This is a genomic window from Alcaligenes sp. CHO6, from assembly GCF_037120595.1.
Taxonomy (GTDB): domain Bacteria; phylum Pseudomonadota; class Gammaproteobacteria; order Burkholderiales; family Burkholderiaceae_B; genus Alcaligenes; species Alcaligenes ammonioxydans.
Genome location: NZ_JBANCI010000005.1, coordinates 149,487 through 173,848 on the forward strand (window position 1 = coordinate 149,487; position 24,362 = coordinate 173,848).

General features: G+C 56.8%; 26 protein-coding genes. 18 read left to right on the top strand and 8 right to left on the bottom strand.

Annotation, left to right across the window (positions count from 1 at the left end; all coding sequences use genetic code 11):
- The first annotated feature begins 1 nt into the window (after position 1).
- From V6936_RS15965 to V6936_RS15985, 5 genes are all read left to right on the top strand, one after another.
- A complete protein-coding gene (locus V6936_RS15965) occupies positions 2–871 on the top strand; it encodes an energy transducer TonB (protein ID WP_301605994.1) in 870 nt (289 codons plus the stop codon).
- A 106-nt stretch (positions 872–977) separates the two neighbouring features.
- Positions 978–1,829 (top strand): shikimate dehydrogenase, encoded by an 852-nt coding sequence (aroE, locus tag V6936_RS15970; protein WP_003801885.1) that lies wholly within the window; start codon positions 978–980, stop codon positions 1,827–1,829.
- Position 1,830: 1 nt separating this feature from the next.
- The gene (gene mtgA / locus V6936_RS15975; RefSeq protein ID WP_059318253.1) at positions 1,831–2,550 is read left to right on the top strand and encodes a monofunctional biosynthetic peptidoglycan transglycosylase; all 720 of its coding nucleotides are present in this window, start codon (positions 1,831–1,833) and stop codon (positions 2,548–2,550) included.
- Positions 2,551–2,603: 53 nt separating this feature from the next.
- Positions 2,604–3,764, top strand: coding sequence for an LPS export ABC transporter permease LptG (gene lptG, locus V6936_RS15980; protein WP_240209267.1), 1,161 nt, complete (start codon positions 2,604–2,606; stop codon positions 3,762–3,764).
- A gap of 3 nt (positions 3,765–3,767) precedes the next feature.
- A complete protein-coding gene (locus V6936_RS15985; RefSeq protein WP_003801888.1) occupies positions 3,768–4,604 on the top strand; it encodes a symmetrical bis(5'-nucleosyl)-tetraphosphatase in 837 nt (278 codons plus the stop codon).
- Here the strand turns inward: V6936_RS15985 and V6936_RS15990 are convergent.
- The 4 genes from V6936_RS15990 to V6936_RS16005 all read right to left on the bottom strand — a co-directional run bounded on the left by V6936_RS15990 (position 4,601) and on the right by V6936_RS16005 (position 6,620).
- Positions 4,601–5,374, bottom strand: a complete 774-nt coding sequence (locus V6936_RS15990) for a lysophospholipid acyltransferase family protein (protein ID WP_100214841.1) — start codon at positions 5,372–5,374, stop codon at positions 4,601–4,603. The genes V6936_RS15985 and V6936_RS15990 overlap by 4 nt on opposite strands.
- A gap of 23 nt (positions 5,375–5,397) precedes the next feature.
- On the bottom strand, positions 5,398–5,805 hold the full coding sequence (gene ruvX, locus V6936_RS15995; protein ID WP_003801890.1) for a Holliday junction resolvase RuvX: 408 nt from the start codon (positions 5,803–5,805) through the stop codon (positions 5,398–5,400).
- Between the two features lie 16 nt (positions 5,806–5,821).
- On the bottom strand, positions 5,822–6,343 hold the full coding sequence (locus tag V6936_RS16000) for a YqgE/AlgH family protein (protein WP_003801891.1): 522 nt from the start codon (positions 6,341–6,343) through the stop codon (positions 5,822–5,824).
- A gap of 112 nt (positions 6,344–6,455) precedes the next feature.
- Complete coding sequence (locus tag V6936_RS16005; RefSeq protein WP_003801892.1) at positions 6,456–6,620, bottom strand: rubredoxin; 165 nt, start codon at positions 6,618–6,620, stop codon at positions 6,456–6,458.
- A gap of 141 nt (positions 6,621–6,761) precedes the next feature.
- Between V6936_RS16005 and V6936_RS16010 the strand changes: the two genes are divergently transcribed.
- From V6936_RS16010 to hemL, 3 genes are read left to right on the top strand one after another with little or no spacing between them, the layout of a single operon-like run.
- Complete coding sequence (locus tag V6936_RS16010) at positions 6,762–7,571, top strand: bifunctional hydroxymethylpyrimidine kinase/phosphomethylpyrimidine kinase (protein WP_003801893.1); 810 nt, start codon at positions 6,762–6,764, stop codon at positions 7,569–7,571.
- On the top strand, positions 7,564–8,250 hold the full coding sequence (gene thiE, locus V6936_RS16015; RefSeq protein WP_336580120.1) for a thiamine phosphate synthase: 687 nt from the start codon (positions 7,564–7,566) through the stop codon (positions 8,248–8,250). Before V6936_RS16010 ends, thiE begins: the two co-directional genes overlap by 8 nt.
- Before the next feature lie 43 nt (positions 8,251–8,293).
- Complete coding sequence (hemL, locus tag V6936_RS16020) at positions 8,294–9,577, top strand: glutamate-1-semialdehyde 2,1-aminomutase (RefSeq protein ID WP_059318251.1); 1,284 nt, start codon at positions 8,294–8,296, stop codon at positions 9,575–9,577.
- 52 nt (positions 9,578–9,629) lie between these two features.
- On the opposite strand, the gene V6936_RS16025 is transcribed toward hemL, so the two are convergent.
- Entirely contained in the window at positions 9,630–11,279 is a 1,650-nt protein-coding gene (locus V6936_RS16025; RefSeq protein ID WP_059318250.1) for an AMP-binding protein, read from the bottom strand.
- A gap of 731 nt (positions 11,280–12,010) precedes the next feature.
- On the opposite strand from V6936_RS16025, the gene V6936_RS16030 reads away from it, so the two are divergent.
- Both V6936_RS16030 and argJ read left to right on the top strand, forming a co-directional pair.
- Entirely contained in the window at positions 12,011–12,541 is a 531-nt protein-coding gene (locus V6936_RS16030; protein ID WP_003801897.1) for a MarR family winged helix-turn-helix transcriptional regulator, read from the top strand.
- Positions 12,542–12,634: 93 nt separating this feature from the next.
- Positions 12,635–13,861 (top strand): bifunctional glutamate N-acetyltransferase/amino-acid acetyltransferase ArgJ, encoded by a 1,227-nt coding sequence (gene argJ, locus V6936_RS16035; RefSeq protein WP_003801898.1) that lies wholly within the window; start codon positions 12,635–12,637, stop codon positions 13,859–13,861.
- 74 nt (positions 13,862–13,935) lie between these two features.
- On the opposite strand, the gene V6936_RS16040 is transcribed toward argJ, so the two are convergent.
- Both V6936_RS16040 and V6936_RS16045 read right to left on the bottom strand, forming a co-directional pair.
- Positions 13,936–14,097 (bottom strand): DUF1328 domain-containing protein, encoded by a 162-nt coding sequence (locus tag V6936_RS16040; RefSeq protein WP_003801899.1) that lies wholly within the window; start codon positions 14,095–14,097, stop codon positions 13,936–13,938.
- A gap of 103 nt (positions 14,098–14,200) precedes the next feature.
- On the bottom strand, positions 14,201–14,404 hold the full coding sequence (locus V6936_RS16045; protein WP_003801900.1) for a CsbD family protein: 204 nt from the start codon (positions 14,402–14,404) through the stop codon (positions 14,201–14,203).
- Between the two features lie 395 nt (positions 14,405–14,799).
- Between V6936_RS16045 and rplU the strand changes: the two genes are divergently transcribed.
- From rplU to V6936_RS16070, 5 genes are all read left to right on the top strand, one after another.
- Positions 14,800–15,111 (top strand): 50S ribosomal protein L21, encoded by a 312-nt coding sequence (gene rplU, locus V6936_RS16050; RefSeq protein WP_003801901.1) that lies wholly within the window; start codon positions 14,800–14,802, stop codon positions 15,109–15,111.
- 50 nt (positions 15,112–15,161) lie between these two features.
- Positions 15,162–15,422 (top strand): 50S ribosomal protein L27, encoded by a 261-nt coding sequence (rpmA, locus tag V6936_RS16055; protein WP_003801903.1) that lies wholly within the window; start codon positions 15,162–15,164, stop codon positions 15,420–15,422.
- Positions 15,423–15,706: 284 nt separating this feature from the next.
- On the top strand, positions 15,707–16,795 hold the full coding sequence (gene obgE / locus V6936_RS16060; protein ID WP_003801905.1) for a GTPase ObgE: 1,089 nt from the start codon (positions 15,707–15,709) through the stop codon (positions 16,793–16,795).
- Positions 16,796–16,928: 133 nt separating this feature from the next.
- Positions 16,929–18,086 carry a glutamate 5-kinase gene (gene proB, locus V6936_RS16065; RefSeq protein ID WP_003801907.1) on the top strand — a complete coding sequence of 386 codons (1,158 nt, stop codon included), beginning with the start codon at positions 16,929–16,931 and terminating at the stop codon, positions 18,084–18,086.
- A gap of 129 nt (positions 18,087–18,215) precedes the next feature.
- Positions 18,216–19,469 carry a D-amino acid dehydrogenase gene (locus V6936_RS16070; protein WP_336580121.1) on the top strand — a complete coding sequence of 418 codons (1,254 nt, stop codon included), beginning with the start codon at positions 18,216–18,218 and terminating at the stop codon, positions 19,467–19,469.
- 72 nt (positions 19,470–19,541) lie between these two features.
- On the opposite strand, the gene V6936_RS16075 is transcribed toward V6936_RS16070, so the two are convergent.
- A complete protein-coding gene (locus V6936_RS16075) occupies positions 19,542–20,318 on the bottom strand; it encodes a response regulator transcription factor (protein ID WP_003801912.1) in 777 nt (258 codons plus the stop codon).
- A gap of 112 nt (positions 20,319–20,430) precedes the next feature.
- Here V6936_RS16075 and V6936_RS16080 point away from each other — a divergent pair, with 112 nt between their 5' ends.
- The 3 genes from V6936_RS16080 to thiC all read left to right on the top strand — a co-directional run bounded on the left by V6936_RS16080 (position 20,431) and on the right by thiC (position 23,400).
- The gene (locus V6936_RS16080; protein ID WP_003801914.1) at positions 20,431–20,805 is read left to right on the top strand and encodes a helix-turn-helix domain-containing protein; all 375 of its coding nucleotides are present in this window, start codon (positions 20,431–20,433) and stop codon (positions 20,803–20,805) included.
- A 110-nt stretch (positions 20,806–20,915) separates the two neighbouring features.
- Complete coding sequence (locus V6936_RS16085; protein WP_003801916.1) at positions 20,916–21,293, top strand: helix-turn-helix domain-containing protein; 378 nt, start codon at positions 20,916–20,918, stop codon at positions 21,291–21,293.
- A gap of 190 nt (positions 21,294–21,483) precedes the next feature.
- Entirely contained in the window at positions 21,484–23,400 is a 1,917-nt protein-coding gene (gene thiC / locus V6936_RS16090) for a phosphomethylpyrimidine synthase ThiC (protein WP_131070917.1), read from the top strand.
- The last annotated feature ends 962 nt before the right edge of the window (positions 23,401–24,362 follow it).

Here is a 24,362-nt window from a genome sequence, read left to right on the forward strand (position 1 = left end):
CATGAGCAAGCTTGAGCGCCTCAACCTGCCCAAAGATTATTTGTGGCTGGCGATCGCTCTTTCCGCCCTCATTCATCTCGTGCTGATTTTCTGGCCTGCCCGGCCACCCGCCCCGGCTGCCGACTCCCGTCTGGACGTGGCTCTGGTCAATTTCAGCACCGACTCCGTGCCTTTGAGTCCCCAGTTGCTGGCGCAGCTCAATCTGGATGGCGGCGGGGATCACCTGCAAGGTCAGGCCAGCAATCCTTTGCCGCTGAGCGACCCCAATCTGCCCAATCGACTGGTCCTTGAAGCCTTGCGGGCCCGTCAGCAAAGTCTGGAAGCCGAACAGCAACGTCTGCTGGGCGAACTGGAGAGCCGCGATAAGGCTCCGCCCTCGACACCTCGTACGGAGTATATCGGCGCATCACTGGAGCCCGGTCCAGATGATCAGGATCTGGAGCCGCAACGTCACAACAGTCAGTTGGCCATGCTGCGCGAGCAGATTCGGGAGCAGCAGCGCCAGCCGCGTTATCACTATGTCGGGCCCAGTGCCAAGGCCAGTGAACAAGCGCGCTACCTGGACCAGTGGCGAGAGAAGATCGAACAAACCGGCACACACCACTACCCGCGGCAAGACGGAATACAGCTCTACGGCCAGCTCCAAATGACCGTGTATATACGGCGAGATGGCAGCCTGCTGCGCGCTCAGATTACTCAGCCTTCCGATCAGCCCGCCCTGAATCTGGCGGCACGACGTATTGTGGAGCTGGCCGCCCCCTTTGCGCCCTTGCCCGAACAACTGGCCCCGAACGCAGATGTGCTTGTGATTACCCGCAGTTGGCACTTCACCCGTGACGGACTCAATATGCAGGGTGGGGATGGGCAGTAAGGCTGTATTGCCCATGGCAAACAGAAGCGAAGCCAGACCCTGGGGTAAAATACGTGGTTTCAGCCTTGGTGCTGACACCTGACAACACGACAAGCATCGCTTAACCATGCCCGACACGACTTCTGTCCAGCGCTACGGCGTTATTGGTCACCCCATCGAGCACAGCCGCTCCCCACAAATCCATGCCCAATTTGCCAGCCAGTTCAATCTGGCCCTGAGCTATGAGCGGATTTTGGCCCCCCTCGATGGTTTCGCCTCCACCGTAGAGCAGTTCTTCAAAACGGGCAGTGGCCTGAACGTGACTTTGCCGTTCAAGGAACAAGCCTACGAACTGGTGGGCCCACGCCTGAGCCGCCGGGCCCGCATGGCAGGGGCCGTCAATACGCTATGGCTGGAGGACGGGCAACTGCATGGATGCAATACCGACGGCGTGGGTTTGTGTTCGGATCTTCTGCGTGTTGGCCACAACCCGGAGGGCAAGCGCATCTTGCTGATCGGTGCGGGCGGCGCCTCACGTGGGGTCGTGTTTCCCTTGCTGGAGGCTGGCTGCGAGCTGCTGCACATCATCAATCGCACCAGTGCCAAAGCCTATGAAATCCGCGAGCAGGTAGTGGCTCTGGACCCGGATGCCTCGCGCCGCCTGAGTGCAGGCGGGCTGGACGACCACTGCGGTGACTGGGATATCGTCATCAATGCCACCTCGGCCAGTCTCAATCAGAATCTGCCCGACCTGCCCGATGCCCGCTACCGCAGCCACTCGCTGGCCTACGATATGTTTTATGCCAGCGAGCCCACCGCCTTTATGCGGGCCGCCCAGCAGGCAGGCGCCACACAGAGCAGAGATGGTCTGGGCATGCTGGTGGGCCAAGCTGCCGCCAGCTTTCAGATCTGGCATGGCTTGCAAGCCGATGTCGAACCCGTGCTGGCCGCCTTGCGCCAGGACCTGGGACAAATCTGACGTGCGTCGCCTCCTGGTCCATCCCTGGAAACTGGCCGGCCTGGCCGTATTAACCCTGGCCGCCGCCGTTCTGCTCTATCAGATTGCCCTGTTTGTGATGGTGCTCTGGTATAGCGTGGTGCCCCCACGGATGACCTCCTTCATGGCGGCAGAGCAAGGTCAGTTGCGCAGCTCCGATGCCGATGCAAAACTGCGCTACCAATGGGTGCCTTACGACAAGATCAGCGCCAACCTGAAGCGCGCGGTCATCGCCTCCGAAGACTCGAACTTCCTGAATCACTCGGGGGTTGAATGGGATGCCATTCGTAAAGCGTGGGAATACAACCGACGCCAATCAGAAAAAGGCTCGACCCGTCGGCGCGGGGGCTCAACCATCTCCCAGCAATTGGCCAAAAATCTGTTTCTGTCAGAGTCGCGCAGTTATTTGCGCAAAGGACAGGAACTGATTCTGACCTATATGATTGAAACCGTCATGAGCAAGGAGCGTATTCTGGAGCTGTATCTGAACGTGGCTCAGTGGGGTGAAGGCGTATTTGGAGCCCAGGCGGCGGCGCGCCACTATTTCAAGACTGATGCCGCCACCCTTAGCGCCATGCAGGCCGCCCGGCTGGCAGGCATGCTCCCCAACCCAGCCTATTATGACAAAAACCGTAACAGCGCCTATTTGCAGTCGCGCACTCGCACCATCAGTCAACGCATGCGTCAAGTCGCTATTCCCTGACTGCAATCCGCATTTTTGTTAAGCTAGCCACGTCTTTCCTGGGCCCTATTTTCATGCGCACCGCTCGCCGCTATCTTGCTTCCGAAATCTATCGCTCCAGCGCCGTGGTGCTGCTTGCACTGCTGGGCCTGTTCACCTTTTTCGCCCTGATCGAAGAACTGGACAAAGTCGGCTCCAAATTCACCCTGGCCAATCTGTTCTACATCCAGGCGCTGGAATTGCCGACTCGTTTGTACGACCTGCTGCCCATTGGCTTGCTCATTGGCGCCACCCTGGCCCTGGCCAGCCTTGCCCAACGCAATGAGCTGGTGATTCTGCGCGCCTCGGGGGTCAGCGGCCTGCATATGATGATGATGCTCTGGACCATTACCTTGCCACTGGTGGCCGGTGCTTTTGTCCTGTCCGAGTATGTCACGCCCATGGCCGAGATCAAATCCAGCGAGCAAGGCATGGCCTTGCTGGGACGGTCGGGTAGCGGACGGCTGGAAAGCGGCTATTGGTTCAAAGAGAACAATCCTCAAGGTGGAGTGCGCATCATCAACATTGCCAACCTGCAAGGCGACGGCAAAGTAAGTGATGTCAGCGTGTTCGACTTCTCGGACGGACAACGCTTAAACGCCATGATGCAGGCACCGAGCGGGCAATTTCACAAAAACCAGCTGGACTTGCAAGACGTCACCGAAACGCATGTCAGCGAGCAGTCACACACCGTCCTGAGCCAGGACAAAGCCCCTGAGCAAGCGCTGGTGAAAATTGAAAAGCGCCCCACCCTGACGCTGACCACTACGCTAACCCCGGACCGACTGATCGCGCGCGTCGTCACGCCCGAACGCATGTCCATTCTGGATTTGAAGGACTATATTAGTTATCTGGACGCCAACAAACTGCAAACCAAACGTCAGGTTGTAGCGCTGTGGCGCAAAGTTGCCTATCCGTTCACCTTGCTGGTCATGATTACCATTGCCGCACCCATCGGCTTTATGCAGACACGCCATGGCGGTGTGGGCACCAAGGTCTTTACCGGCATTTTACTGGGCGTGGGCTTTTTCATGATCAACCAGCTTGCCTTGAACGTGGCCATGCTCAGCAATCTGGCACCCTGGGTCACCGCTCTGGTACCGAATCTGATCGCCATGGCGCTGGCCTTGAGCGCTCTTATCCTGATGGAAAACCGGCACAACCGGCGACGTCGCAAACCCAGTGCAACACATTAAACCATGTCTTTAGCTACTTCCCCTGCCATCTGGGCAATTGGTGATGTTCAGGGCTGCTGCCGCCCCCTGGACAGCTTGCTCGGCCATCCGGATGTGGCCGCTGACAGCCAGGCCACTTTCTGGTTTGCTGGCGATCTGGTCAACCGTGGCCCCGACTCTCTGGGTGCTCTGCGCCTGATTCGCTCCCTGGGGGAGCGCGCTGTTTGCGTGCTGGGTAACCATGACATTCACTGCCTGGCGGTTGCCGCCGGGGTACGTAAATCCAGCAAGCAAGATACGCTGCAGGACTTGCTGGCTGCGCCCGACGCCCAGGAGCTACTGGACTGGTTGCGCCATCAGCCCCTGGCCCATTACGAACACGGACATTTGATGGTTCATGCAGGGGTTCATCCAGCCTGGAGTCCCGAGCAGACACTGGAATATGCACAGGAGCTGGAAACATTGTTGCGTGCCGATGACTGGCAGCACACGATCATCGAACTGTTTGGCAACAAACCGGATCGCTGGGAAGCAGGGCTCAAAGGCTACGACCGGCTACGCGCCATTGTCAGCACCCTGACCCGCATGCGCATGTGCGACGCAGCCGGACACATGGATTTCAAGCACAAAGGCGCCCCCGATGCCGAATCAGGCTTGCTGCCCTGGTATGAGTTACCGCAACGTGCCTGCGCTCAGGTGCCCATCATTTTTGGTCATTGGTCTACGCTGGGCTTGTTGAACACCCCTACGCTCATCAGCCTGGATACCGGTTGCGTCTGGGGCCGACAACTCAGTGCAGTCCGCCTGCAAGACCGGCACCTGGTTCAGATTCACTGCCCGGAAAGCAAAAAACCCGGTTAACGCGCTGGGCCGGTGTCAGCAGCCGACTCGTGACAAACCACTGCGCGTATCCGCTCGCGGGCCTGATGGGCCGTTTGTGAGCGCCCCCATTGCGTGCAGGAGAGCGCGGGCATCACATCCAGAAAGTGGCAGTGCACAGACACATGGCGAGCACTGAGCAGGACCCAGATGTTGCCTACCAGGGACTGCTCACCCACAAAGGCAAAACGCTCACTGCGCCGTCCCTGATGCTCAAACACCAACGCCACAGGCTGAATATCCACATTCAGGCTGATCGCTGTCTCAAACAAGCTGGCATGAAACGGTCGCACCTCCCACCCCGTGGAGGTGGTGCCTTCGGGAAACAGGCCTACCGCGTCGCCCCGTTCGAAACAAACCGCCATTTGCTGGCTAACAATCTGAATGGCCCGACGTTGGCCACGTTCAATGAACACCGTTCCCGCGCCAGCAACCAGCCAGCCGATTACGGGCCAGCGACGGATATCACTTTTTGCAATGAAGGAAGTGCAGCGCACGCTGTTGAGCACAAAAATGTCCAACCATGAAATATGGTTGGACACATAAAGCACGGAGCGATCCTGAACCGCGTGACCATGGAGGATGACGCGCACACCGCAAATAGTCATCAACAGGCGGGACATGCGTAGCACCATCAGACGGCGTCCGCCGGAGCGCAAGACGGGAAAAAGCAGGCCAACACTGAACAGGCCGACCACAATCCACACGATCAGAGCGACAGCACGCCAACTAAAACGAAATAAACTAATCAAAAGGCTGCAACCTTGTAGAGAGCTCAAACCGCAGGCAGGCTATCCAGATATCGCTGCAGGATCACGCACGCTGCCATGGCATCATCATCGTCATTATTGCCCAGCAATTCTTGAGCCTCCATGCTGGAGCCCCGCTCATCGACCAGGTCTACCGCAACGCCATAACGACCGTGCAACTGGTTGGCAAAACGTCGACACCGCAGCGAAGCATACTGTTCGCCACCGTCCAGGGTCAAAGGCAAGCCGACCACAACCCGATCGGGCTGCCATTCCTTGAGTAAAGCCTCAATAGCCGCAAAGCGCTGCTCCCGTGTAACGGGCCGCAAAATCGTATAAGGCCGGGCCTGACGCGTCAAGGTATTGCCCAATGCAACGCCAATTTTTTTCAGGCCATAGTCAAAAGCCAGCAAGGTCTGTGCCGAGCTGGCCATTGATGGTGTGTCGTGTTCAGGCATGGCCTGCCGCACCTGTCAGAGTAAAAGGACTGATTCCCAACAGGGCCAGGGCACGATCATACCGCTCCCCAACAGGCGTGGAAAACAAGATTTCATGAGTCGCCTTGATGCTCAGCCAGGCATTATCGGCCATCTCGCTTTCCAGCTGACCGGCGCCCCATCCGGCATAACCCAGGGTCACCAGCATGTGAACCGGTCCCTTTCCCTGTGCCACATCCTGCAAGACATCGCGGGATGTGGTCAGGGTCAGATCGCCCACCCCCAGGCTGGAGGTATAGGTTTTATCCGAGTCATGCAGCACAAAGCCGCGATCCGTCTGTACCGGCCCACCGAAGTACACCGAGGTTCCGGCCAGATCGGCGCGTTTATCCACATCAACCTCGATGCGCGACAACAGCTCAACCAGACTCAGATCTGTTGGTCGATTGATGACCAGGCCCAAAGCACCTTGTTCATTATGTTCACAGACATAAATCACCGTGTCGGCCAAGCTGCCCGATACCACACCGGGCATGGCAAGTAACAGGTGGTGCGTAAGATTAGCGCTTTCTTGGATTAGCGGGGACTGGCTAGTGGCACTCATACACACCTCCCGTCAAAACAAACCACCTTGGAACCTGAAATGATCACACCTGGATCATTTCGAAGTCTTCCTTACGAGCGCCGCATTCGGGACAGACCCAGTTTGGAGGGACATCTTCCCAACGTGTGCCCGGTGCAATGCCTTCTTCAGGCAAACCCGTTTCTTCATCATAAATCCAGCCGCAAATCAGGCACATCCACGTACGCATAGTATTCCTACTGTATTTGTAAACATAGTCCGATCCGCGTGCAAATCGGGGCAATCCATTAAAATGGGGTTCATATTACTAAATTACTCAACCCGTGACATCCAGAGCCTTGTCTGGCCCTGCCGGTGTATCCAAGATAAGATGGCTGCTGAAATCAAAAATTCAAGTCCTGCCCTGGCGCTCGTGCTGGCCCCTTATGATCCCAGTGGCGGCGCCCATCTGCCGGCAGATGCCCTCACTGGTGCCCGTCTGGGCTGCCATATCGTCAGTGTGCCCACCGCCTTGCTGGTACGCGACAGCGCGCAGCAGGAAAACATCCAGACGCTGGCCGAGGACATCGCCGATGACCAGGCACGTTGCCTGCTGGAAGACATGAACATTCAGGCCATCAAGTGCGGCCCCGTTTACAGTCCTGAAATCGCCAGCATGGTTGCCGAGCTGTGTTCCGACTACCCGGAGCTGCCTTTGGTCCTGCACCTGAGCGCCATGCCCACTGGCCTGGACGAGCTGGACGCGGACGACGCCCTGGACGCCAGTTTACGCCTGCTTTTACCACTGAGCTCCTTATTGTTGATCGACCACCCCAGCCTGGAGCGCTGGCAGGCCGACGAGCTGTTGGGCGACACGCCCGACGCCGTGGAAACCTTGCTGAACAATGGGGCCAATGCCGTGCTGGTGACGGGCGTACCGGGCACAGCCGGGCAATGGCACACCCGTTTCCAGGGTCATCATGGCCGTCTGGATTACAGCATGCCGCTCGATGGTGGCGTGCGTCAGCAGGATATCGACAGTTTGCTGGCTACAGCCTGCCTGAGCTTTCTGGCCCAGGGTCATGAGCTGGATAACGCGGTAGAATCAGCCTTGTTGCACCTGCAGGAACGTGCCGGTGACACTTTTCAGCCCGGTATGGGCCACCGCCTGTTCAACCCTGTTGCTCCCCAAAATGACTGACGCCACCTCCCTGCGCTTTCCTGCCGGTCTTTACGGCATTACTCCCGAATGGGACGACACAGCCCGCCTGCTGAACGCAGTGCGCGCCGCTCACGAGGGTGGTTTGCAGGTCTTGCAGTTTCGCCGCAAAAACGGCCCGGAACCCATCCGCCAGCAACAACTCAAAGAGTTGGTCAAGCTGTGCCTGTCTTTGGATCTGCCGCTCTTGGTCAACGATCACTGGAGTTGGGCGCAAGAGTTTGATGTGCAAGGCGCGCACCTGGGCAAAAGCGATGGCGACCTGAGGCAGGCACGCCAGGCTCTGGGACCGCAAGCCCTGCTGGGGCGCTCGTGCTACAACAGTCTGTACCTGGCGCGCCAGGCTCTGGCTGACGATGCAGACTACATTGCCTTTGGTGCCATGTATCCGTCCAGCGTCAAACCCGAAGCGCCCCCGGCAGAACTGGATACCTTGCGACAAGCACGACAGCTTTGCCAAGAACAAGAACACGAGGGACGGCGTGCCGCCATTGTGGCCATCGGCGGCATCACACCCGAGAAAATGCCCGAACTGCTGCAAGCAGGCGTCGATAGCGTTGCCGTTATCAGCAGCCTGTTTGAGACCAGCGATATACGCGCCACGGCGCAACGCTTTACCGACTACTTTCACGCCCAGGCCCCCTCGCGCTTTATGCGCTGATCTTTTGCCTGGCCCCGACCTTTTACCTCTGGATTTTTGCCTCATGTCCCGTAATTCCGAACTTTTTGAACGTGCCTGCAAAGTCATCCCCGGCGGCGTCAACTCGCCCGTCCGCGCCTTCGGTTCTGTGGGTGGCACACCTTGTTTTATCGAACGCGCCCAAGGCCCTTACATCTGGGATGCAGACGGCCAGCGATACACGGACTACGTGGGTTCCTGGGGCCCGGCCATTCTGGGCCACTCCGATCCGGACGTGATCAAAGCGGTACAGGACGCTGCCGTACACGGCCTGTCCTATGGGGCGCCCACCGAAGGCGAAGTGGTTCTGGCCGAAACGCTGACCAAGATGCTGCCATCCATCGAGCAGGTTCGTCTGGTCAGCTCGGGCACCGAGGCCACCATGAGCGCCATTCGTCTGGCCCGTGGCTTTACCGGCCGCAACACCATCATCAAATTCGAAGGCTGCTACCATGGCCACGCCGACAGCCTGCTGGTCAAAGCCGGCTCCGGCTTGCTGACCTTTGGCAACCCCACCTCCGCCGGCGTGCCGGCCGAGTTTGTCGGTCACACCCTGGTTCTGGACTACAACGATCTGGACGCCGTGCGCGATGCCTTCAAACAGAAAGGCAGCGAAATCGCCTGCGTTATCGTTGAGCCCTTTGCCGGCAATATGAACCTGGTCCGCCCAGCCCCCGGTTTCCTGGAAGGCTTGCGCGAGCTGTGTACCGAGTATGGCGCCGTGCTGATTTTTGACGAGGTCATGACAGGCTTTCGCGTGGGCCCGCAAGGCGTACAAGGCCTGACCGGCATTCGTCCTGACCTGACCACACTGGCTAAAGTGATTGGTGGTGGCATGCCCGTAGGCGCTTTTGGTGGTCGCCGCGACATCATGCAATGCGTGGCTCCCGTCGGTGGCGTTTACCAGGCAGGCACCCTATCCGGTAACCCTGTTGCTGTCGCTGCGGGGCTGGCAACCTTGAAGAAACTGGCTCAACCCGGTTTCTATGACACCCTCACAGCCAACACAGCCAACCTGATCCAGGGCCTGAAGACCGCAGCACAAGAAGCAGGCGTTCCTTTTACGGCAGACCATCAGGGCGGCCTGTTCGGCATCTACTTCAGCGAAAACGTTCCTACGTCCCTGGCCGAGGTCTCGGCTGGCGACATCGAACGCTTCAAGCAGTTCTTCCACGCCATGCTGGACAAGGGGGTGTACTTTGCCCCCTCAGCCTTTGAAGCCGGTTTTGTGTCGGTGCAGCATACCGCCGATATTACCGACGCGACGGTGCAAGCCGCCCGTGAGGTCTTTGCCTCCTTCAAGAACTAGTACGCCGGATGCAAAAAAGCGGGCCTGAGCCCGCTTTTTTTTCCTGAAAGAATCAATGCTGTGCCATTTGGCGCAGCACAAATCGCTGCAACTTCCCTGTCTCGGTCCGAGGCAAAGAAGTCACAAACTCAATCGCGCGTGGGTACTTGTAAGGCGCGGCATTCTCTTTCACAAAATCCTGCAGCTTCTTTTTCAAGTCATCGCTGGGCGTAAAGCCAGGCTTGAGCACGATGAAAGCCTGCACGATCTGGCCCCGTTCTTCATCCGCGGCGCCTACCACTCCACACTCTGCCACCGCCTCATGTTTGAGCAAGGTGCCCTCCACCTCCGGGCCGGCAATGTTGTAGCCCGAAGAAACAATCATGTCGTCGTTACGGGCCTGATAGTAAAGGTAGCCGTCCTCGTCCATCTTGAAGGTATCACCCGGGAAGTTCCAGCCGCCCTGGACAAACTGCTTCTGACGTTCGTCGTTCAAATACTTGCAACCGGTGGGGCCTTTGACCGCCAGACGTCCCACCGTGCCCACCGGCACCGGATTCAGATCATCATCCAGAATCGTGGCGACATACCCAGGCACCACCTGACCAATGGCACCGGGGCGCACTTTCTCGGGCGGGCTGGATACGTACACGTGAATCATCTCCGTGCCGCCTATGCCATCGGTCATCTCAATGCCGCTGGCCTGCTTCCAGAGCTGGCGGGTTGCATCGGGCAACGCTTCTCCTGCCGATACGGTGGCCCGCAAACTGGCCAGAGAATAACGATCCACCAAACCGGCCATCTGACGATAAAAAGTAGGCGCCGTAAAGCTCATGGTCACCTTAAAGCGGTCAATCATGCCCAGCAGGTCCGAAGGTGTCAGTCGCTCCAGCAAGACGGTAGAGGCCCCCACCCGCAGTGGAAAGCAAAGCAGACCACCCAGACCAAAGGTAAAAGCCAAAGGCGGAGTACCACACACCACGTCATCCGGTGTCAAACGCAATACATGGCGGGAAAAGGTATCGCACATCGCCAGCACATCACGATGAAAATGCATGCAACCCTTGGGCTGACCGGTCGTGCCGCTGGTGAACGCAATCAGGCACACATCATCAGCCGCCGTATCGCACGCCGTGAAATCCTCAGGTTTGTCAGCCAACAAGGCCTCCAGACCCTGGGCGCTCTCATCGTTAAAGCACAGCAGTTGCTTCAGGACAGGGGTGTAGGAATCATGAGCGGCATCCATGCAATGCTCCAACTCCTGACGCAGACGCTCATCGCACAGAGCGGCATGAATCTGGGCCTTGTCCAAAATGGTCTTGAGCTCCACCGCACGCAGCAAAGGCATGGTGGGGACGGTAACCAGACCCGCCTTAATACTGGCCAGCCAGCAGGCCGCCATCATGGGGTTGTTGGGGCCGCGCAGCAATACCCGGTTGCCGGGCACCAGCTTCATGTCCTCAAGCAGAACATGCGCAATACGATTGGTCAGCACGTCCAGCTCTTTGTAGGTCAGACTGCGATTTTCCTCGCCCTGAGCCCACTGTATGGCCACGCGGTCACCATGCCCTGCTGCGACCTGCTCACCCAATAGCGCCACGGCGCAATTGAAACGCGCGGGGTAGTCCACATCCGGATTTCCCTCCAGCAACATGTCTGGCCACCACTCCATGGGGGGCAGATTGTCGCGTGCAAAGGTATCAAGGTGCGCTGAACGTTCCATCCTTATCTCCTGCGTAGATTACGCCCCACTCAGGCGTAGACCCTGCTGCATCAAAGGCATCGGCCAAAATTGGCAAGGTCTATATTGTTTAGTTCTAAAGGATATTAGCAAAAAAAACCTCTCGACATCAGCCATACCGACTACGGGTTATCCGCAGTAGCGCATCCTCACCCACTATTTAAACCCGTATCCTGACATCGCTCGAGCTCGCTTCGGGCGGCAACCCACGCATAGGAAAATAAATAATAAATTTCGGCTGGCCAAAAACCAATCCATGTACGCCGCACTTTTTTTCAATTAAGAAAAATTTACGGTAGACATTATTTTTGAAACAAAAAAAGTATCAAAAAAAACGGAAAACGGATTATTTTCGTCGGCTACCGTGATGCAAATGTCTTATACTTCAACTAAATAATCACTTGAATTTAGCCAGCTTATAGCCTTGGAGCCGCGTCAAAGCGTCTGCGCAACCGTATTCAAGGCGGTGATCATGAAAGTAAATAACAGACAGAAATTTGCATTTCATTACTCAATGCTTTGTCAACTGGACCTGCGCTTTCAATCAAGTTGATTAATTTAAGCTAAAAACGAATTTACTTTGATCTGTCGCAATGTCAAACTTCGAACCAGCCCCTAAGATACCTTCCAAGCTAACCCAGCTTGCTCATGGCTGCGGTCTGCGTCCTTCAAAGCTAAACATTTTGGACATGCACCATTAAGGCAAGCTATCTATGATCATGAACGATATCCCCGCTTCCGCCGTCGCCGATGCTGCTCCCGACTTGGAAAGCCGTGCCCACAGCGATGACCACTTCGACACCCGTCTGTGGTTACGCTTGATGGCCTGCACCAATCTGGTTGAAGGCGAAATTCGTAGTCGTCTGCGTACCGAACACGCCACTACCCTGCCCCGTTTTGACCTGATGGCTCAATTGCAGCGCCAGCCCGCGGGCATGAAAATGAGCGAACTGTCCCGCCACCTGATGGTCACCAACGGCAATATCACAGGCATTACGGATCAGCTGGAAAAAGAGGGTCTGGTCGAACGCATCAAGGTACTCACCGACCGCCGCAGCTCCCTGATCCGCCTGACGCCCAAAGGCAAGCGCCAGTTCAAGAAAATGGCAGCTTCCCACGAGCAATGGCTGCAGGAGATGTTTGCCAACCTGTCGGACAAGGCGCGCGTCAACCTGTTTGAAGCCTTGGGTGAACTCAAACTGATTACCCGCAACAACGTGGCAATGGCCTCTCGCGAGAACTGACACCCCCACGCGACCAAAGATATGCTCAGGCGGCTCAAAGCAAGTATCATTATTGCTTTGAGCCGCCTTTAACATTGTTTTTCGGATCGCGTCATGGCCGTCAATCTGTTCATCCCCTCTGAATCTGACATTCACCCCGTTGCCGGTGTCAAAATCGGCATTGCCGAAGCCGGTATTCGCAAGGCCAACCGACGCGACCTGACCGTGTTTGAACTGGCCCCTGGCACCAGCGTAGCCGGTGTCTTTACCACCAACCGTTTCCGCGCCGCTCCCGTTCAGGTGTGCGAAGCGCATCTGGCTACCCACGATGGCATCCGCGCCCTGGTAATCAATACCGGCAATGCCAACGCCGGTACCGGTCAGGCAGGTCTGGAAAAAGCCCAGCAAACCTGCAAGGAAACAGCGCGTCTGTTAAATATTCTGCCTCAGCAGGTCCTGCCCTTTTCCACCGGCGTAATTCTGGAGCCGTTGCCCATGGATCGCCTGCTGGGTGCCCTGCCCGCAGCGGTCAGCGATCTGTCGGACAACAACTGGTTCAATGCTGCCCACAGCATCATGACCACCGACACCCAGCCCAAAATCGTGTCTCGCCAAATCCAGCTCTCGGGCAAAACGGTCACCCTGACGGGTATCAGCAAGGGTGCAGGCATGATTCGCCCAAATATGGCCACCATGCTGGGTTATCTGGCCACCGATGCCGGTATTGCTCCCGAATTGTTGCGCGATATGTGCCGTCTGGCGGCAGACCGCTCTTTCAACCGCATTACGGTTGATGGCGACACCTCCACCAACGACTCGTTCATCATCATGGCAACCGGCCAAAGCGGTGTCACAGTAGAGTCGATTGCAGACCCGAACTACAACACCTTGCTGGACGCCCTGGTGGACGCCTCGCGCGAACTGGCCCAGAAAATCGTGCGTGACGCCGAAGGCGCCACCAAGTTCATGACCATTCAGGTTGATGACGCCGGCTCCAGCGAAGAAGCACTGAAAGTGGCTTACGCCATTGCTCACTCGCCTCTGGTTAAAACCGCCTTCTTTGCCTCCGATCCGAACCTGGGCCGCATTCTGTGCGCCATTGGTTACGCAGGCATCACAGATCTGGACGTGAGCAAACTGCGTCTGTGGCTGGGGGATGTGCTGGTAGCGGTGGACGGCGGACGCAACCCCGAGTACCGCGAAGAAGACGGTCAGCGCGTCATGAAGGAAGCCGAAATTCTGGTTCGTGTCTCCCTGGGTCGCGGCCAACATAGCGAGACGGTCTACACCTGCGACTTCTCGCACGAGTACGTCACCATTAACGCCGATTACCGCTCCTGATAAAAAAACCGTCTTCCCCTGACGGGCGAAGACGGCTTGGTGTTTCAGACGGGCCCGCCTCAAGCGGGCCTGCTCTATTTCTTGGCCATGCCCTTGATAAGCGAGAGCACCGCCAGAATCAGGAACACGACAAACAGGATCTTGGCAATCGAAGCAGCACCAGCGGCAATACCTCCAAAACCCAGCACAGCCGCGACAATGGCAACAATAAAAAAGATTACGGCATAGTAAAGCATACGATTCTCCTCATCATCAGTACGTACAGGATCAACACTTTGTCTGGCAGGCCGTGACGGCTTCAATCATCAGGTTCCAGACAAAAAACCGGGCCCCGCCTCACTAGCGGTCGTACTTGTCATAGAAATCTTTTACTTCACGCTCCGCCTCTTCGCGGGTGCGGCCATAGCGCTCTTGGACCAGACCCGCCAATTGGGTGGCGTCGCCTTTCATCTTGGCCCAGTCGTCATCCGTAATTTCCCCCCAGACACTGCGGGCCTTGCCGGCCAGCTGTTTCCATTTGCCTTCGATCGTGTCCTTATTCATACGCTTCCCCTTATCAGGTTCGAAAAATAAATGACTTACGCTCTGTGAACGCAACGCCTCTACCCTAGCGGAAGCCTTCTGGCCCAAAGGCCACAGAATGAGGAAAAGTGTAAGCGTTTGGGGCAAGCGACAATTTTGCGTGAATCGGGGTCCCTGCCCTGCCTGCGCCGGTTCAGTGACAATACGGCAGGGCCATCTCCCCCCTGACCGAGGAAAGGATTGGATGCAAAATACTGACAGGCGAAGGCCCAAACCATTGACAGCAAAGCCTTTTTATCCTATTATTTTTTGCTTGGCATTTTGCGTGTCAAGATTTTTTTATGTTAGAGGGCATGGCTTTGGCTGAAACTAGCCTTATCCACCATGCCTTTTTGACTCTCTTTAAGGGATTCCCTATGTACGCGGTTATAAAAACCGGCGGTAAGCAATATCGCATTACTGCTGGCCAAAAACTCAAAATAGAACAGATACCGGCAGACATTGGGCAAGAAATTTCGCTTGACCAGGTTCTGTCCGTCGGCGAAGGTGAAGCACTGCAAATCGGTGCTCCTTTCGTTGCTGGCGCTGTGGTCAAAGCTACTGTTCTTGCGCAAGGCCGTCACGACAAGATCAAGATTTTCAAAATGCGCCGTCGCAAGCACTACCGCAAAACGCAAGGCCATCGTCAAAACTACACCGAAATCCGCATCGAAGCGATCAACGCCTAAGTTGTTGCTGAAAGCGAATCTGGTATTTTCTTCATCTAGGAGCTAAAGAAATGGCACAGAAGAAAGGCGGCGGCTCTACGCGGAACGGCCGTGACTCACAGGCCAAACGTCTGGGCGTTAAAGTCTACGGCGGTCAGGTAATTTCGGCTGGCGGCATTATTGTTCGTCAGCGCGGCACTCAGTTTCACCCCGGCGTGAACGTGGGCATTGGCAAAGACCATACCCTGTTCTCTCTGGTTGATGGCAAAGTTAAATTTTCCATCACCGGTGCACTGAACAAGCGTACCGTTTCGGTCGTTGCTGCCGAATAAGCACTCGCTCACCGCGTAGTTGCCACGAAAAGCCCTGCCGCCTTAGGCAGGGCTTTTTTCATGTACGGCCATCGTGCCCCCCTGCCCTCGCGCCTATCCGACCTGGCCAGTCTCCCTACGGCCACAGCAAGAGATTAAAAACCGGTCACTCTCACCGCACATACCGGCAGATAAGCCAATCTCCTATACACTAAGCAATTGGGGTTTTTGTTTAAAATGGTCTGTTCCCAGACCAGCAGCCCATACGGTTCTGCGGCCCCTGGACCTATACAGAACTCATCACCATGAAATTCGTAGACGAAGCGACCATTGAAGTGGTCGCAGGCAAAGGTGGAAACGGCGCTGCCAGTTTCCGCCGAGAAAAATTTATTGAGAAAGGTGGCCCCAACGGCGGCGACGGTGGACGTGGCGGCAGCATTTACGCCGAGGCCGACCGTAACGTCAACACCTTGATCGACTACCGCTACGCCCGCCTGCACCGCGCTCGCAACGGCGAAAACGGCCGTGGGTCCGACCAGTATGGGGCGGGTGGCGAAGACATTACCCTGCGTGTGCCGGTAGGCACCATGATTTTCGACGCCGAAACCGGCGAGCAGCTGTTTGACATGAAGCGCCACGGCGAACGGGTCACGTTGGCCCAAGGCGGAGCCGGCGGTTTGGGCAACCTGCATTTCAAATCCAGCGTGAACCGTGCGCCGCGTCAATTTACCTATGGCAAGGAAGGCGAACACCGCAAGCTGCGCCTGGAGCTCAAGGTGTTGGCCGATGTGGGCCTGCTGGGTATGCCCAATGCTGGCAAATCAACCCTGATTACCCGTATCTCCAACGCCAAGCCACGCATTGCCGATTACCCGTTCACCACTCTGCACCCCAACCTGGGCGTGGTGCGCTCGTCCGAAGCCCACAGCTTTGTAGTGGCGGATATTCCTGGTCTGATCGAAGGTGCGTCTGAAGGAGCTGGCCTGGGCCACTTGTTCCTGCGCCATCTGACCCGCACCCGTATCCTGTTGCACCTGCTCGATGTCTCCAGTCTGGACCCGGACGAGGATATTGTGGCCAAAGTGGCGGCAGAAGCCCGAGCCATTGTGGAAGAACTGCGCCTGTACAGCGAAGAGCTCTACGCCAAGCCACGCTGGCTGGTTCTGAACAAGCTGGACATGGTGTCCGATCCAGAGGATCTGAAAGCCCGCCTGCTCAAAGAGCTCAATTGGGAAGGTCCTGTTTTCGGCATCTCGGCCTTGACCGGTGTGGGCACTCAGGATCTGGTTTACCAGCTGCAAACCTGGCTGGATCAGGAAAGCCGCAAGGAGCATATCGAACAAGATATTGCCGACGGTACGCATATTTACGACGAGAGGTTTGCTCCAGACTGATCGTGCCACACAGACCCAGGGTCTCACCCCTGGGACTGAACCCCAAAATGCCCGGAAGACGCGGTCCATTCAGCCGCCCTACTCCTGGCATTTTCTCTATTTACTCGCCAAGCGATAGATTTCTGAACTCCTCATGCAGCACTCTTCTCATTCTGAATCGGCCGTTGCGCAGTCGCGCCGACTGGTTATTAAAGTAGGTTCCTCCCTGGTCACCAACGAGGGCAAAGGGATTGACCTGGATGCCGTAGAGCAATGGGCGACCCAGATTGCTCAACTGCATGCCCAAGGCAAGCAACTGGTGCTGGTCTCCAGTGGCGCCATTGCCGAGGGCATGGCCCGTCTGGGATGGCCGCGTCGACCGAAGGCCATGAATGAGTTGCAGGCAGCGGCCGCGGTAGGCCAGATGGGTCTGATACAGGCTTATGAAGTGGCCTTTGCCCGCCACGGTGTGCGCACTGCCCAGATTCTGCTGACCCATGAGGATCTGGCAGACCGCCGCCGTTATCTGAATGCACGCAGCACCATCAACACCTTGCTGGACCTGGGCGTGGTCCCCATCGTGAACGAAAACGACACCGTGGTGACCGATGAAATCCGCGTGGGTGACAACGATACCCTGGGCGCGCTGGTCACCAACCTGATCGAAGCCGAGACCCTGATTATCCTGACCGACCAGGCCGGACTGTACAGCGCCGACCCTCGAAGCAACCCCGACGCACAATTCATCTCGCTGGGTCAGGCGGGTGACCCGACGCTGGAGGCGATGGCGGGCGGCTCGGGCAGCAATATCGGCACTGGCGGCATGATTACCAAGATTCTGGCTGCCAAGCGTGCCGCACAAAGCGGCGGCCACACCATCATTGCCTCGGGCCGTGAAAAGCAGGTGCTCTCGCGTCTGGCCCAAGGGGAGCGCATCGGTACGGAACTGCGTGCCACCCTGCCGGTACGCTCGGCCCGGCAGCGCTGGCTGGTCGACCAGTTGCGCGTGCGTGGCCGTGTATCGCTGGACGAAGGCGCGGTACGTGCGCTGGTAGACGGACACAAAAGTCTGCTGCCGGTAGGCGTCACCCATGTCGAGGGCGAATTTGACCGTGGCGATGTCGTCGCTTGCGTGGATAAGCATGGCGTGGAATATGCTCGCGGTCTGATCAACTACTCGTCGGACGATACCCGTCGCATCATGGGTCAGCCCAGTCACCTGATCAATGAGTTGCTGGGCAGCGAACACGATACGGAGCTGATCCACCGTAACAATATGGTGTTTCCGCGCAGCAGTCCGGATCAGGACTAAACCTTGACCCCTACCCTGCCCGCCTGTTGAAATAGACGGATAAAACGTATCGAATTGCGACAGCATGCGCGGTTATACCGCGCCCGATCGCAACACTTTCCCTCTCGGGCGATGCGCCCAAGGAACCGTATGAAGATCCTCGTGCTAGGTGCTGGCGTCGAAGGCGTAACCAGCGCTTATTATCTTGCCCGCCAAGGACACAGCGTCACGGTCATTGACCGCATGGCTGGGCCCGCTCTGGAAACCAGCTTTGCCAATGCCGGCCAACTTTCCTTTGGTTATGCCTGCCCTTGGGCTGCGCCAGGTATCCCACGCAAGGCGATCAAATGGATGTTCGACGAGCATCCTCCCCTGACCATCCGCCCCGATGGGACGCTCACCCAAATCAAATGGCTGCTGGCCATGTGGCGCAACTGCACGGCTGACCGCTACGCCATCAATAAAGAGCGCATGGTGCGCTTGGCCGAATACAGCCGCCATTGCATGGCTGAGCTACGCGCTCAGACCGATATTCAGTTTGAGCATCGGGCCCAAGGCACCTTGCAAGTGTTCCGTACACAACAACAATTGGATAACATCGCCGCCGATATCGAGGTGTTGAAAGAGGCCGGCGTACCTTATCAGTTGCTGTCGGCTTCCGAGCTGCACACCATTGAACCGGCGCTCCGTCACGTCGAGCACAAATTGAGCGGTGGTCTACGTTTCCCTGAGGACGAGACTGGCGACTGCCAGATGTTCACACGTCGATTGAGCGAACTGGCTGAACAGGAAGGGGTGGAGTTCCGTTGGAACCAGACGATTCAGCGCATTCACAGCAACGGCTCGGAAATCAGCGGTGTGCAAAGCTCCGATGGTTTACTGACTGCTGACGCCTATGTGGTGGCGCTGGGCTCCTGGTCGAGCGGTTTGATGAAAGACCTGCAAGCTATCCCGGTTTACCCCCTGAAAGGCTATTCGATTACCGCCACAATTGCAGACGCCTCCCGCGCCCCTCAATCCACCTTGCTGGACGAAAGCTACAAAATTGCTTTGACGCGCTTTGACAATCGCATTCGTGTGGGTGGCATGGCCGAGGTAGTGGGTTTTAACAAGCAGTTGAACCCACGGCGCGAACAGACCCTGCTGATGGTGTTGAACGATCTTTTCCCCGGCAGCTATCACAGCGACGCAGACCTGCATTTCTGGACGGGACTGCGACCCAAGACACCGGACAGCACCCCGATTGTGGGACGCAGCCGTTATCCCAACCTGTTCCTGAACACGGGCCACGGAACGCTGGGATGGACCTTGGCTACCGGCAGCGCGCAACTGCTGGCTGATCTGATCAGCAACAAGGAGCCTGCCATCCGCGCCGATGACCTGTCGGTGCAGCGCTACGCTTAAGCTGCGCTCCTCAATGCATAGTCAAAGGCTCTGAGCGGTATGACCGGCAGAGCCTTTTTCAGTGCCTTTTCTCTAGTCCCGTGCCCCATCGAGCAGTAACTGGCAGTTAGCGGCAAACATATACCCCCAGTTATGAAGTGACCGTATGGGCAGTGTCGTCCCGCCCTGGCTGAACTTGCGCCGCATGCGACTGACCAATACCCCCAAACGATTAATGTGCAGGGCACTGGGCGGATTACTGATCACATCTGTTTTGCTGGCCACAGCACACATCAGCTCGTAATGGCTGGCACGACGATCCTCCCGAGCCAGCAGGCAAACCATGAACGCGCGCTCGGTACTGGTCAGGCTAAACGACATGCCAACTGGCGAGATCAAGGTCCAGCCCTCTTGGTCCAATACCCACTCCTGGGTTGCCGATGGCTCTGGAATAGAGGGGATCTGCATCAGACGCCGTTGCAGACTGTGCAAACTGGCGGCCAACAACTCCAAGGAGGCTTGTTTGGGACAAAACTGATCCCCCCCGCTATGCAAGGCCTGCAACATGGCTGAGTCCGTTGCTTCGGACTGCATCAGGATTCCGATTTGCGGACATAGCATCCGTAAACGCACAGCCGCCGAGCAGATTTCAGCCAAGCCGCCCCCCAACCAGGCAATGCATACCGTACCCGCATGGCGCGTCCGTGTCTGGGCTGACTGCAGCAAGGCCGTCACATCCGGACAGAAAATAAGTCGATAACCACGCTCAGCCAGTGCCTGAATTTTTTGTTCTAGTTCGATTCGATCAGCAATGGCAGTGGCCAGATACAGCACAACAGGACCGCCAGCAAGTTCATTTGCAACCGACATAGTTGATACCTTAACTATAATGACATCTGATGACTATGTCGGACAGTATAAATCACGGACGTGATTTTATCTAAACACCATCGTGTTCGGCTTTACATCAACAATCTGTTGTGTGAAACATTTCTCCGAACGCCTTCGCCATGCACGCCAACACCGCGGTCTTTCTCAGGCTGGTTTGGCACGTCTGTGCGGATTGAGCCAGAGCGCCATTTCCAATTACGAAAACGGTACTCGTCGAGATGCCCGTGAAATTCTGGATCTGGCCCGCGCGTTGAACGTCAGCGTTTTGTGGTTGCGAAAAGGCGTTGGCAAAATGGAGTTCACGGATGACACCTACCTGCTGTCCGAACCCTTGGATGGCCCTCCGATCGTTTCCTGGCCTTTTCGCCTGTTCTCGGTTGATGAAGTCGTGGCCTTGGCAGAGAGTGAACGAGATTTGCTCGATCGCACCATGCGGCATTTACTGGACGGCATGAAACCGCGTTAGCCCTTGCGCGAGTGGACGAACCTTTATCGTTCGTCGGCCTACCCTTTTTATCACATACGACATATCCATACAAAACCATCGTGCAGGTCGTTCCATGAACAATCTGTACTGTGAAACACTTCTCTGATCGCCTCCGTCACGCCCGCCTGCAACGTGGCTTCTCACAAGCCGAACTGGCTCGTCTGTGCAACCTCAGCCAAAGTGCCATCTCCAATTACGAGAGTGGTACACGACGTGACGCGCGCGAAATCCTGGACCTGGCAAAAGCACTGAATATCAGTGCCCAATGGCTCAAGAGTGGCTTGGGCACGATGGAGTTAAGTCCAGCACATGCTGCCACCTTGCAAGACTCCGGCGAAGGTCCACCCATTGTGACCTGGCCGTTCAACCGCTTTTCCGTAGACGAAATTGTGGCTTTGCCGCCCAAAGAGCGGGATCATCTGGATCAAACCATCCGTCACTTGCTCAACGGCATGAAAAGAAAATAAGCCTTATACGTCCACAAGCAGCCCGAAGCTACCTATACTTGTCAGCACGCAGGGGTACTCGCCGTTTGGCGGGTTGAGATAAACCCTCGTACCAGTACGGATAATGCCGATGCTGGGAGCGTGTGCAGCAGGTGCAATGCCTGCACTGCACTTCTTCCTATATCGGCTCCACCCTCTTTTTGGAGCTGCAATGACAAGCAAAACCCCTTCTTTTACGGCCACAGCGGCCAGTGTCGACCCGGCTGCAATCCAGCCTTTGCCCAACTCCCGGAAAATTTATCAAACTGGCTCACGGCCTGATCTGCGTGTGCCGTTTCGGGAGATTTCCCTGGCTGATACGCCCAGCCATTTCGGCGCCGAGCCCAACCCTCCCCTTAGCGTGTATGACACCAGCGGTCCCTATACGGACCCCACGGTACAGATCGATATTCGCAAAGGTCTGCCTGCCTTACGCCAAGCCTGGATTTCCGAGCGCGGCGATACGGAGTTGATGGCTGGACTCAACAGTCAGTACGGTCAGGCGCGTCAGGCCGACCCGGAACTGGACAGCCTGCGCTTTGAACTCAAACGTCAGCCACGACGCAGTATTTCGGGTGCCAACGTGACGCAAATGCATTACGCTCGGCGCGGCATCATTACGCCCGAAATGGAGTTCGTCGCTATTCGGGAGAATCTGCGACGCGAGCACTACATTGAGAGTTTGCGCGCCAGTGGGCCACAAGGTGAGGAAATGGCTCGTCGCCTCACCAAAGTACACCCTGGCCAAAATTTCGGTGCCAGCCTGCCCACAACGGTCACGCCTGAGTTTGTACGTGACGAGATCGCGCGTGGGCGCGCCATCTTGCCTGCCAATATCAATCACCCGGAAACCGAGCCCATGATTATCGGTCGAAACTTCCTGGTGAAAATCAACGCCAATATCGGCAACTCGGCTCTGGGTTCCACCATTGGCGAAGAAGTCGAGAAGATGACGTGGGCCATCCGCTGGGGAGCAGACACGATCATGGATCTGTCCACAGGGAAAAATATCCACGAAACGCGCGAGTGGATTATCCGCAACTCACCCGTGCCAGTCGGGACGGTACCCATTTACCAGGCCCTGGAAAAGGTCGGTGGCATCGCCGAGGATCTGAGCTGGGACATTTTCCGCGACACCTTGATTGAGCAGGCTGAACAAGGCGTGGATTACTTCACGATTCACGCCGGCGTCCGTTTACCCTTTATACCCATGACGGCCAGCCGCATGACAGGCATTGTGTCGCGGGGAGGCTCCATTATGGCCAAGTGGTGTCTGGCGCATCACCGCGAGAGCTTTCTGTATGAGCATTTCGAAGACATCTGCGAGATCATGAAGCAATATGATGTGGCCTTCTCGCTGGGAGATGGCTTGCGCCCAGGCTCAGGCTACGACGCCAATGATCAGGCTCAGTTCGCTGAACTTCGCACCCTGGGTGAGCTGACCCAGGTCGCCTGGAAGCATGATGTTCAGGTCATGATTGAGGGGCCTGGCCATGTGCCCTTGCATTTGATTCCTGAGAACATGCAGTTGCAGCTGGAGCACTGTCATGAAGCCCCGTTCTACACCCTGGGGCCTTTGGCAACCGACATCGCACCGGGTTACGATCACATCACCTCCGGTTTGGGGGCCGCCATGATTGCGTGGCAAGGCACGGCCATGCTGTGTTATGTGACACCCAAGGAGCATCTGGGTTTGCCGAACAAGAAGGATGTCAAGGACGGCATCATCACCTACAAAATCGCCGCCCATGCGGCGGACCTGGCCAAGGGGCATCCTTCAGCAGCGTTCCGCGACAATGCTCTGTCCAAAGCGCGCTTTGAGTTCCGTTGGGACGATCAGTTCAACTTGGGGCTGGACCCGGATACGGCGCGTGAATTCCACGATGAGACTTTGCCGAAAGACTCAATGAAAGTGGCACATTTCTGCTCTATGTGTGGACCCAAGTTCTGCAGTATGAAGATTTCGCAGGATGTACGGGACTACGCCAAGGCTAATGGCCTGGATGAGCAGTCCGCTGTGGAGCATGGGATGAAGGAAATGTCAGTACAGTTTGTGCAGCAGGGCAGCAAGCTGTATCAGGAGGCTTGACGCTTTGTTGAGGCCCCGCCTGGGGTGAATATGATCTTTGTTTGATCAGGCCTTGATGGGGTAAAGCCCTGGGTGGATTTTTTCTGCCTGGGGCTTTTTTGCGGGATTCGTTGCTTCATTTGTAGGAACGCGAGGTTTGTCATGCAAAAGACATCGGTGCAGGAGACGCCCGTTGAGCTTAGCCTCAGGGGGGCCGGGCTGAGTGTTTGCCGGTGCTGCGCGCCGGTGCCCTTGTCGGAAGATAGCTACGGGCGCATCCTGAACTCGCCGGGTACTTGGTCCCCCGGACCAAGCACAAGCTTCCGGCTCAAACAGCAGGATGCTTGCACCCCTACGTTATCTCCCGACCGCGGCAAACCCTCTGACCCGCCCGCCCCCCCTGAGGCTAAGCTCAACGGGCTCACCATCGTTTTTTTCTGAATAATTCAAACTGCATGCCTGGATGACGTGTGACACTTTCCTGGCCTGCGTCGAATCTCTGACATCTCACCTCAGACCTCTTGCCTCTTGCCTCAGACCCCAGACCCCAGACCTCAGGCTTCAGATCTCAGATTTCAGATTTCAGATTTCAGATTTCAGATTTCAGATCTTAGACCCAGATCCCAGATCCTCAATACATGATTACTTGAATAGCCACGGTATGAGCCATTGGGGGCGGTGGGGACCCGGAGGGGCGATTCAGAGTACGTGCCGCAGGCGGGGGCATGATCCGGGGTGCAAGCACTCTGCTGTTTGAGCGGGACGCTTGTGGTTCGTCCAGGGGACGAACCATCCCGCGAGTTCAGAGTGCGCCCGGATGATGACTTCGACAAGGGGCCCGGTGCGCAGCACCGGCAAGTGCTCAAGCCCCTCCGGGTCCCCACCGCCCCCAAGGGCGTGTTCATTACCGGGTTCTCCTGAATAATCAGCCTTACCACCCAAGCAACGGTGAGGTCATCAGCGACAACAGATAAGCACCCATT

Bases quoted from the DNA above. Each gene is read 5' to 3' on its own strand.
- V6936_RS15965 (WP_301605994.1), top strand. From the start codon at position 2: ATGAGCAAGCTTGAGCGCCTCAACCTGCCCAAAGATTATTTGTGGCTG.
- aroE (WP_003801885.1), top strand. From the start codon at position 978: ATGCCCGACACGACTTCTGTCCAGCGCTACGGCGTTATTGGTCACCCC.
- lptG (WP_240209267.1), top strand. From the start codon at position 2,604: ATGCGCACCGCTCGCCGCTATCTTGCTTCCGAAATCTATCGCTCCAGC.
- V6936_RS15985 (WP_003801888.1), top strand. From the start codon at position 3,768: ATGTCTTTAGCTACTTCCCCTGCCATCTGGGCAATTGGTGATGTTCAG.
- ruvX (WP_003801890.1), bottom strand. From the start codon at position 5,805: ATGGCCAGCTCGGCACAGACCTTGCTGGCTTTTGACTATGGCCTGAAA.
- V6936_RS16000 (WP_003801891.1), bottom strand. From the start codon at position 6,343: ATGCCCGGTGTGGTATCGGGCAGCTTGGCCGACACGGTGATTTATGTC.
- V6936_RS16005 (WP_003801892.1), bottom strand. From the start codon at position 6,620: ATGCGTACGTGGATGTGCCTGATTTGCGGCTGGATTTATGATGAAGAA.
- V6936_RS16010 (WP_003801893.1), top strand. From the start codon at position 6,762: ATGGCTGCTGAAATCAAAAATTCAAGTCCTGCCCTGGCGCTCGTGCTG.
- thiE (WP_336580120.1), top strand. From the start codon at position 7,564: ATGACTGACGCCACCTCCCTGCGCTTTCCTGCCGGTCTTTACGGCATT.
- hemL (WP_059318251.1), top strand. From the start codon at position 8,294: ATGTCCCGTAATTCCGAACTTTTTGAACGTGCCTGCAAAGTCATCCCC.
- V6936_RS16025 (WP_059318250.1), bottom strand. From the start codon at position 11,279: ATGGAACGTTCAGCGCACCTTGATACCTTTGCACGCGACAATCTGCCC.
- V6936_RS16030 (WP_003801897.1), top strand. From the start codon at position 12,011: ATGATCATGAACGATATCCCCGCTTCCGCCGTCGCCGATGCTGCTCCC.
- argJ (WP_003801898.1), top strand. From the start codon at position 12,635: ATGGCCGTCAATCTGTTCATCCCCTCTGAATCTGACATTCACCCCGTT.
- V6936_RS16040 (WP_003801899.1), bottom strand. From the start codon at position 14,097: ATGCTTTACTATGCCGTAATCTTTTTTATTGTTGCCATTGTCGCGGCT.
- V6936_RS16045 (WP_003801900.1), bottom strand. From the start codon at position 14,404: ATGAATAAGGACACGATCGAAGGCAAATGGAAACAGCTGGCCGGCAAG.
- rplU (WP_003801901.1), top strand. From the start codon at position 14,800: ATGTACGCGGTTATAAAAACCGGCGGTAAGCAATATCGCATTACTGCT.
- rpmA (WP_003801903.1), top strand. From the start codon at position 15,162: ATGGCACAGAAGAAAGGCGGCGGCTCTACGCGGAACGGCCGTGACTCA.
- obgE (WP_003801905.1), top strand. From the start codon at position 15,707: ATGAAATTCGTAGACGAAGCGACCATTGAAGTGGTCGCAGGCAAAGGT.
- proB (WP_003801907.1), top strand. From the start codon at position 16,929: ATGCAGCACTCTTCTCATTCTGAATCGGCCGTTGCGCAGTCGCGCCGA.
- V6936_RS16070 (WP_336580121.1), top strand. From the start codon at position 18,216: ATGAAGATCCTCGTGCTAGGTGCTGGCGTCGAAGGCGTAACCAGCGCT.
- V6936_RS16075 (WP_003801912.1), bottom strand. From the start codon at position 20,318: ATGTCGGTTGCAAATGAACTTGCTGGCGGTCCTGTTGTGCTGTATCTG.
- thiC (WP_131070917.1), top strand. From the start codon at position 21,484: ATGACAAGCAAAACCCCTTCTTTTACGGCCACAGCGGCCAGTGTCGAC.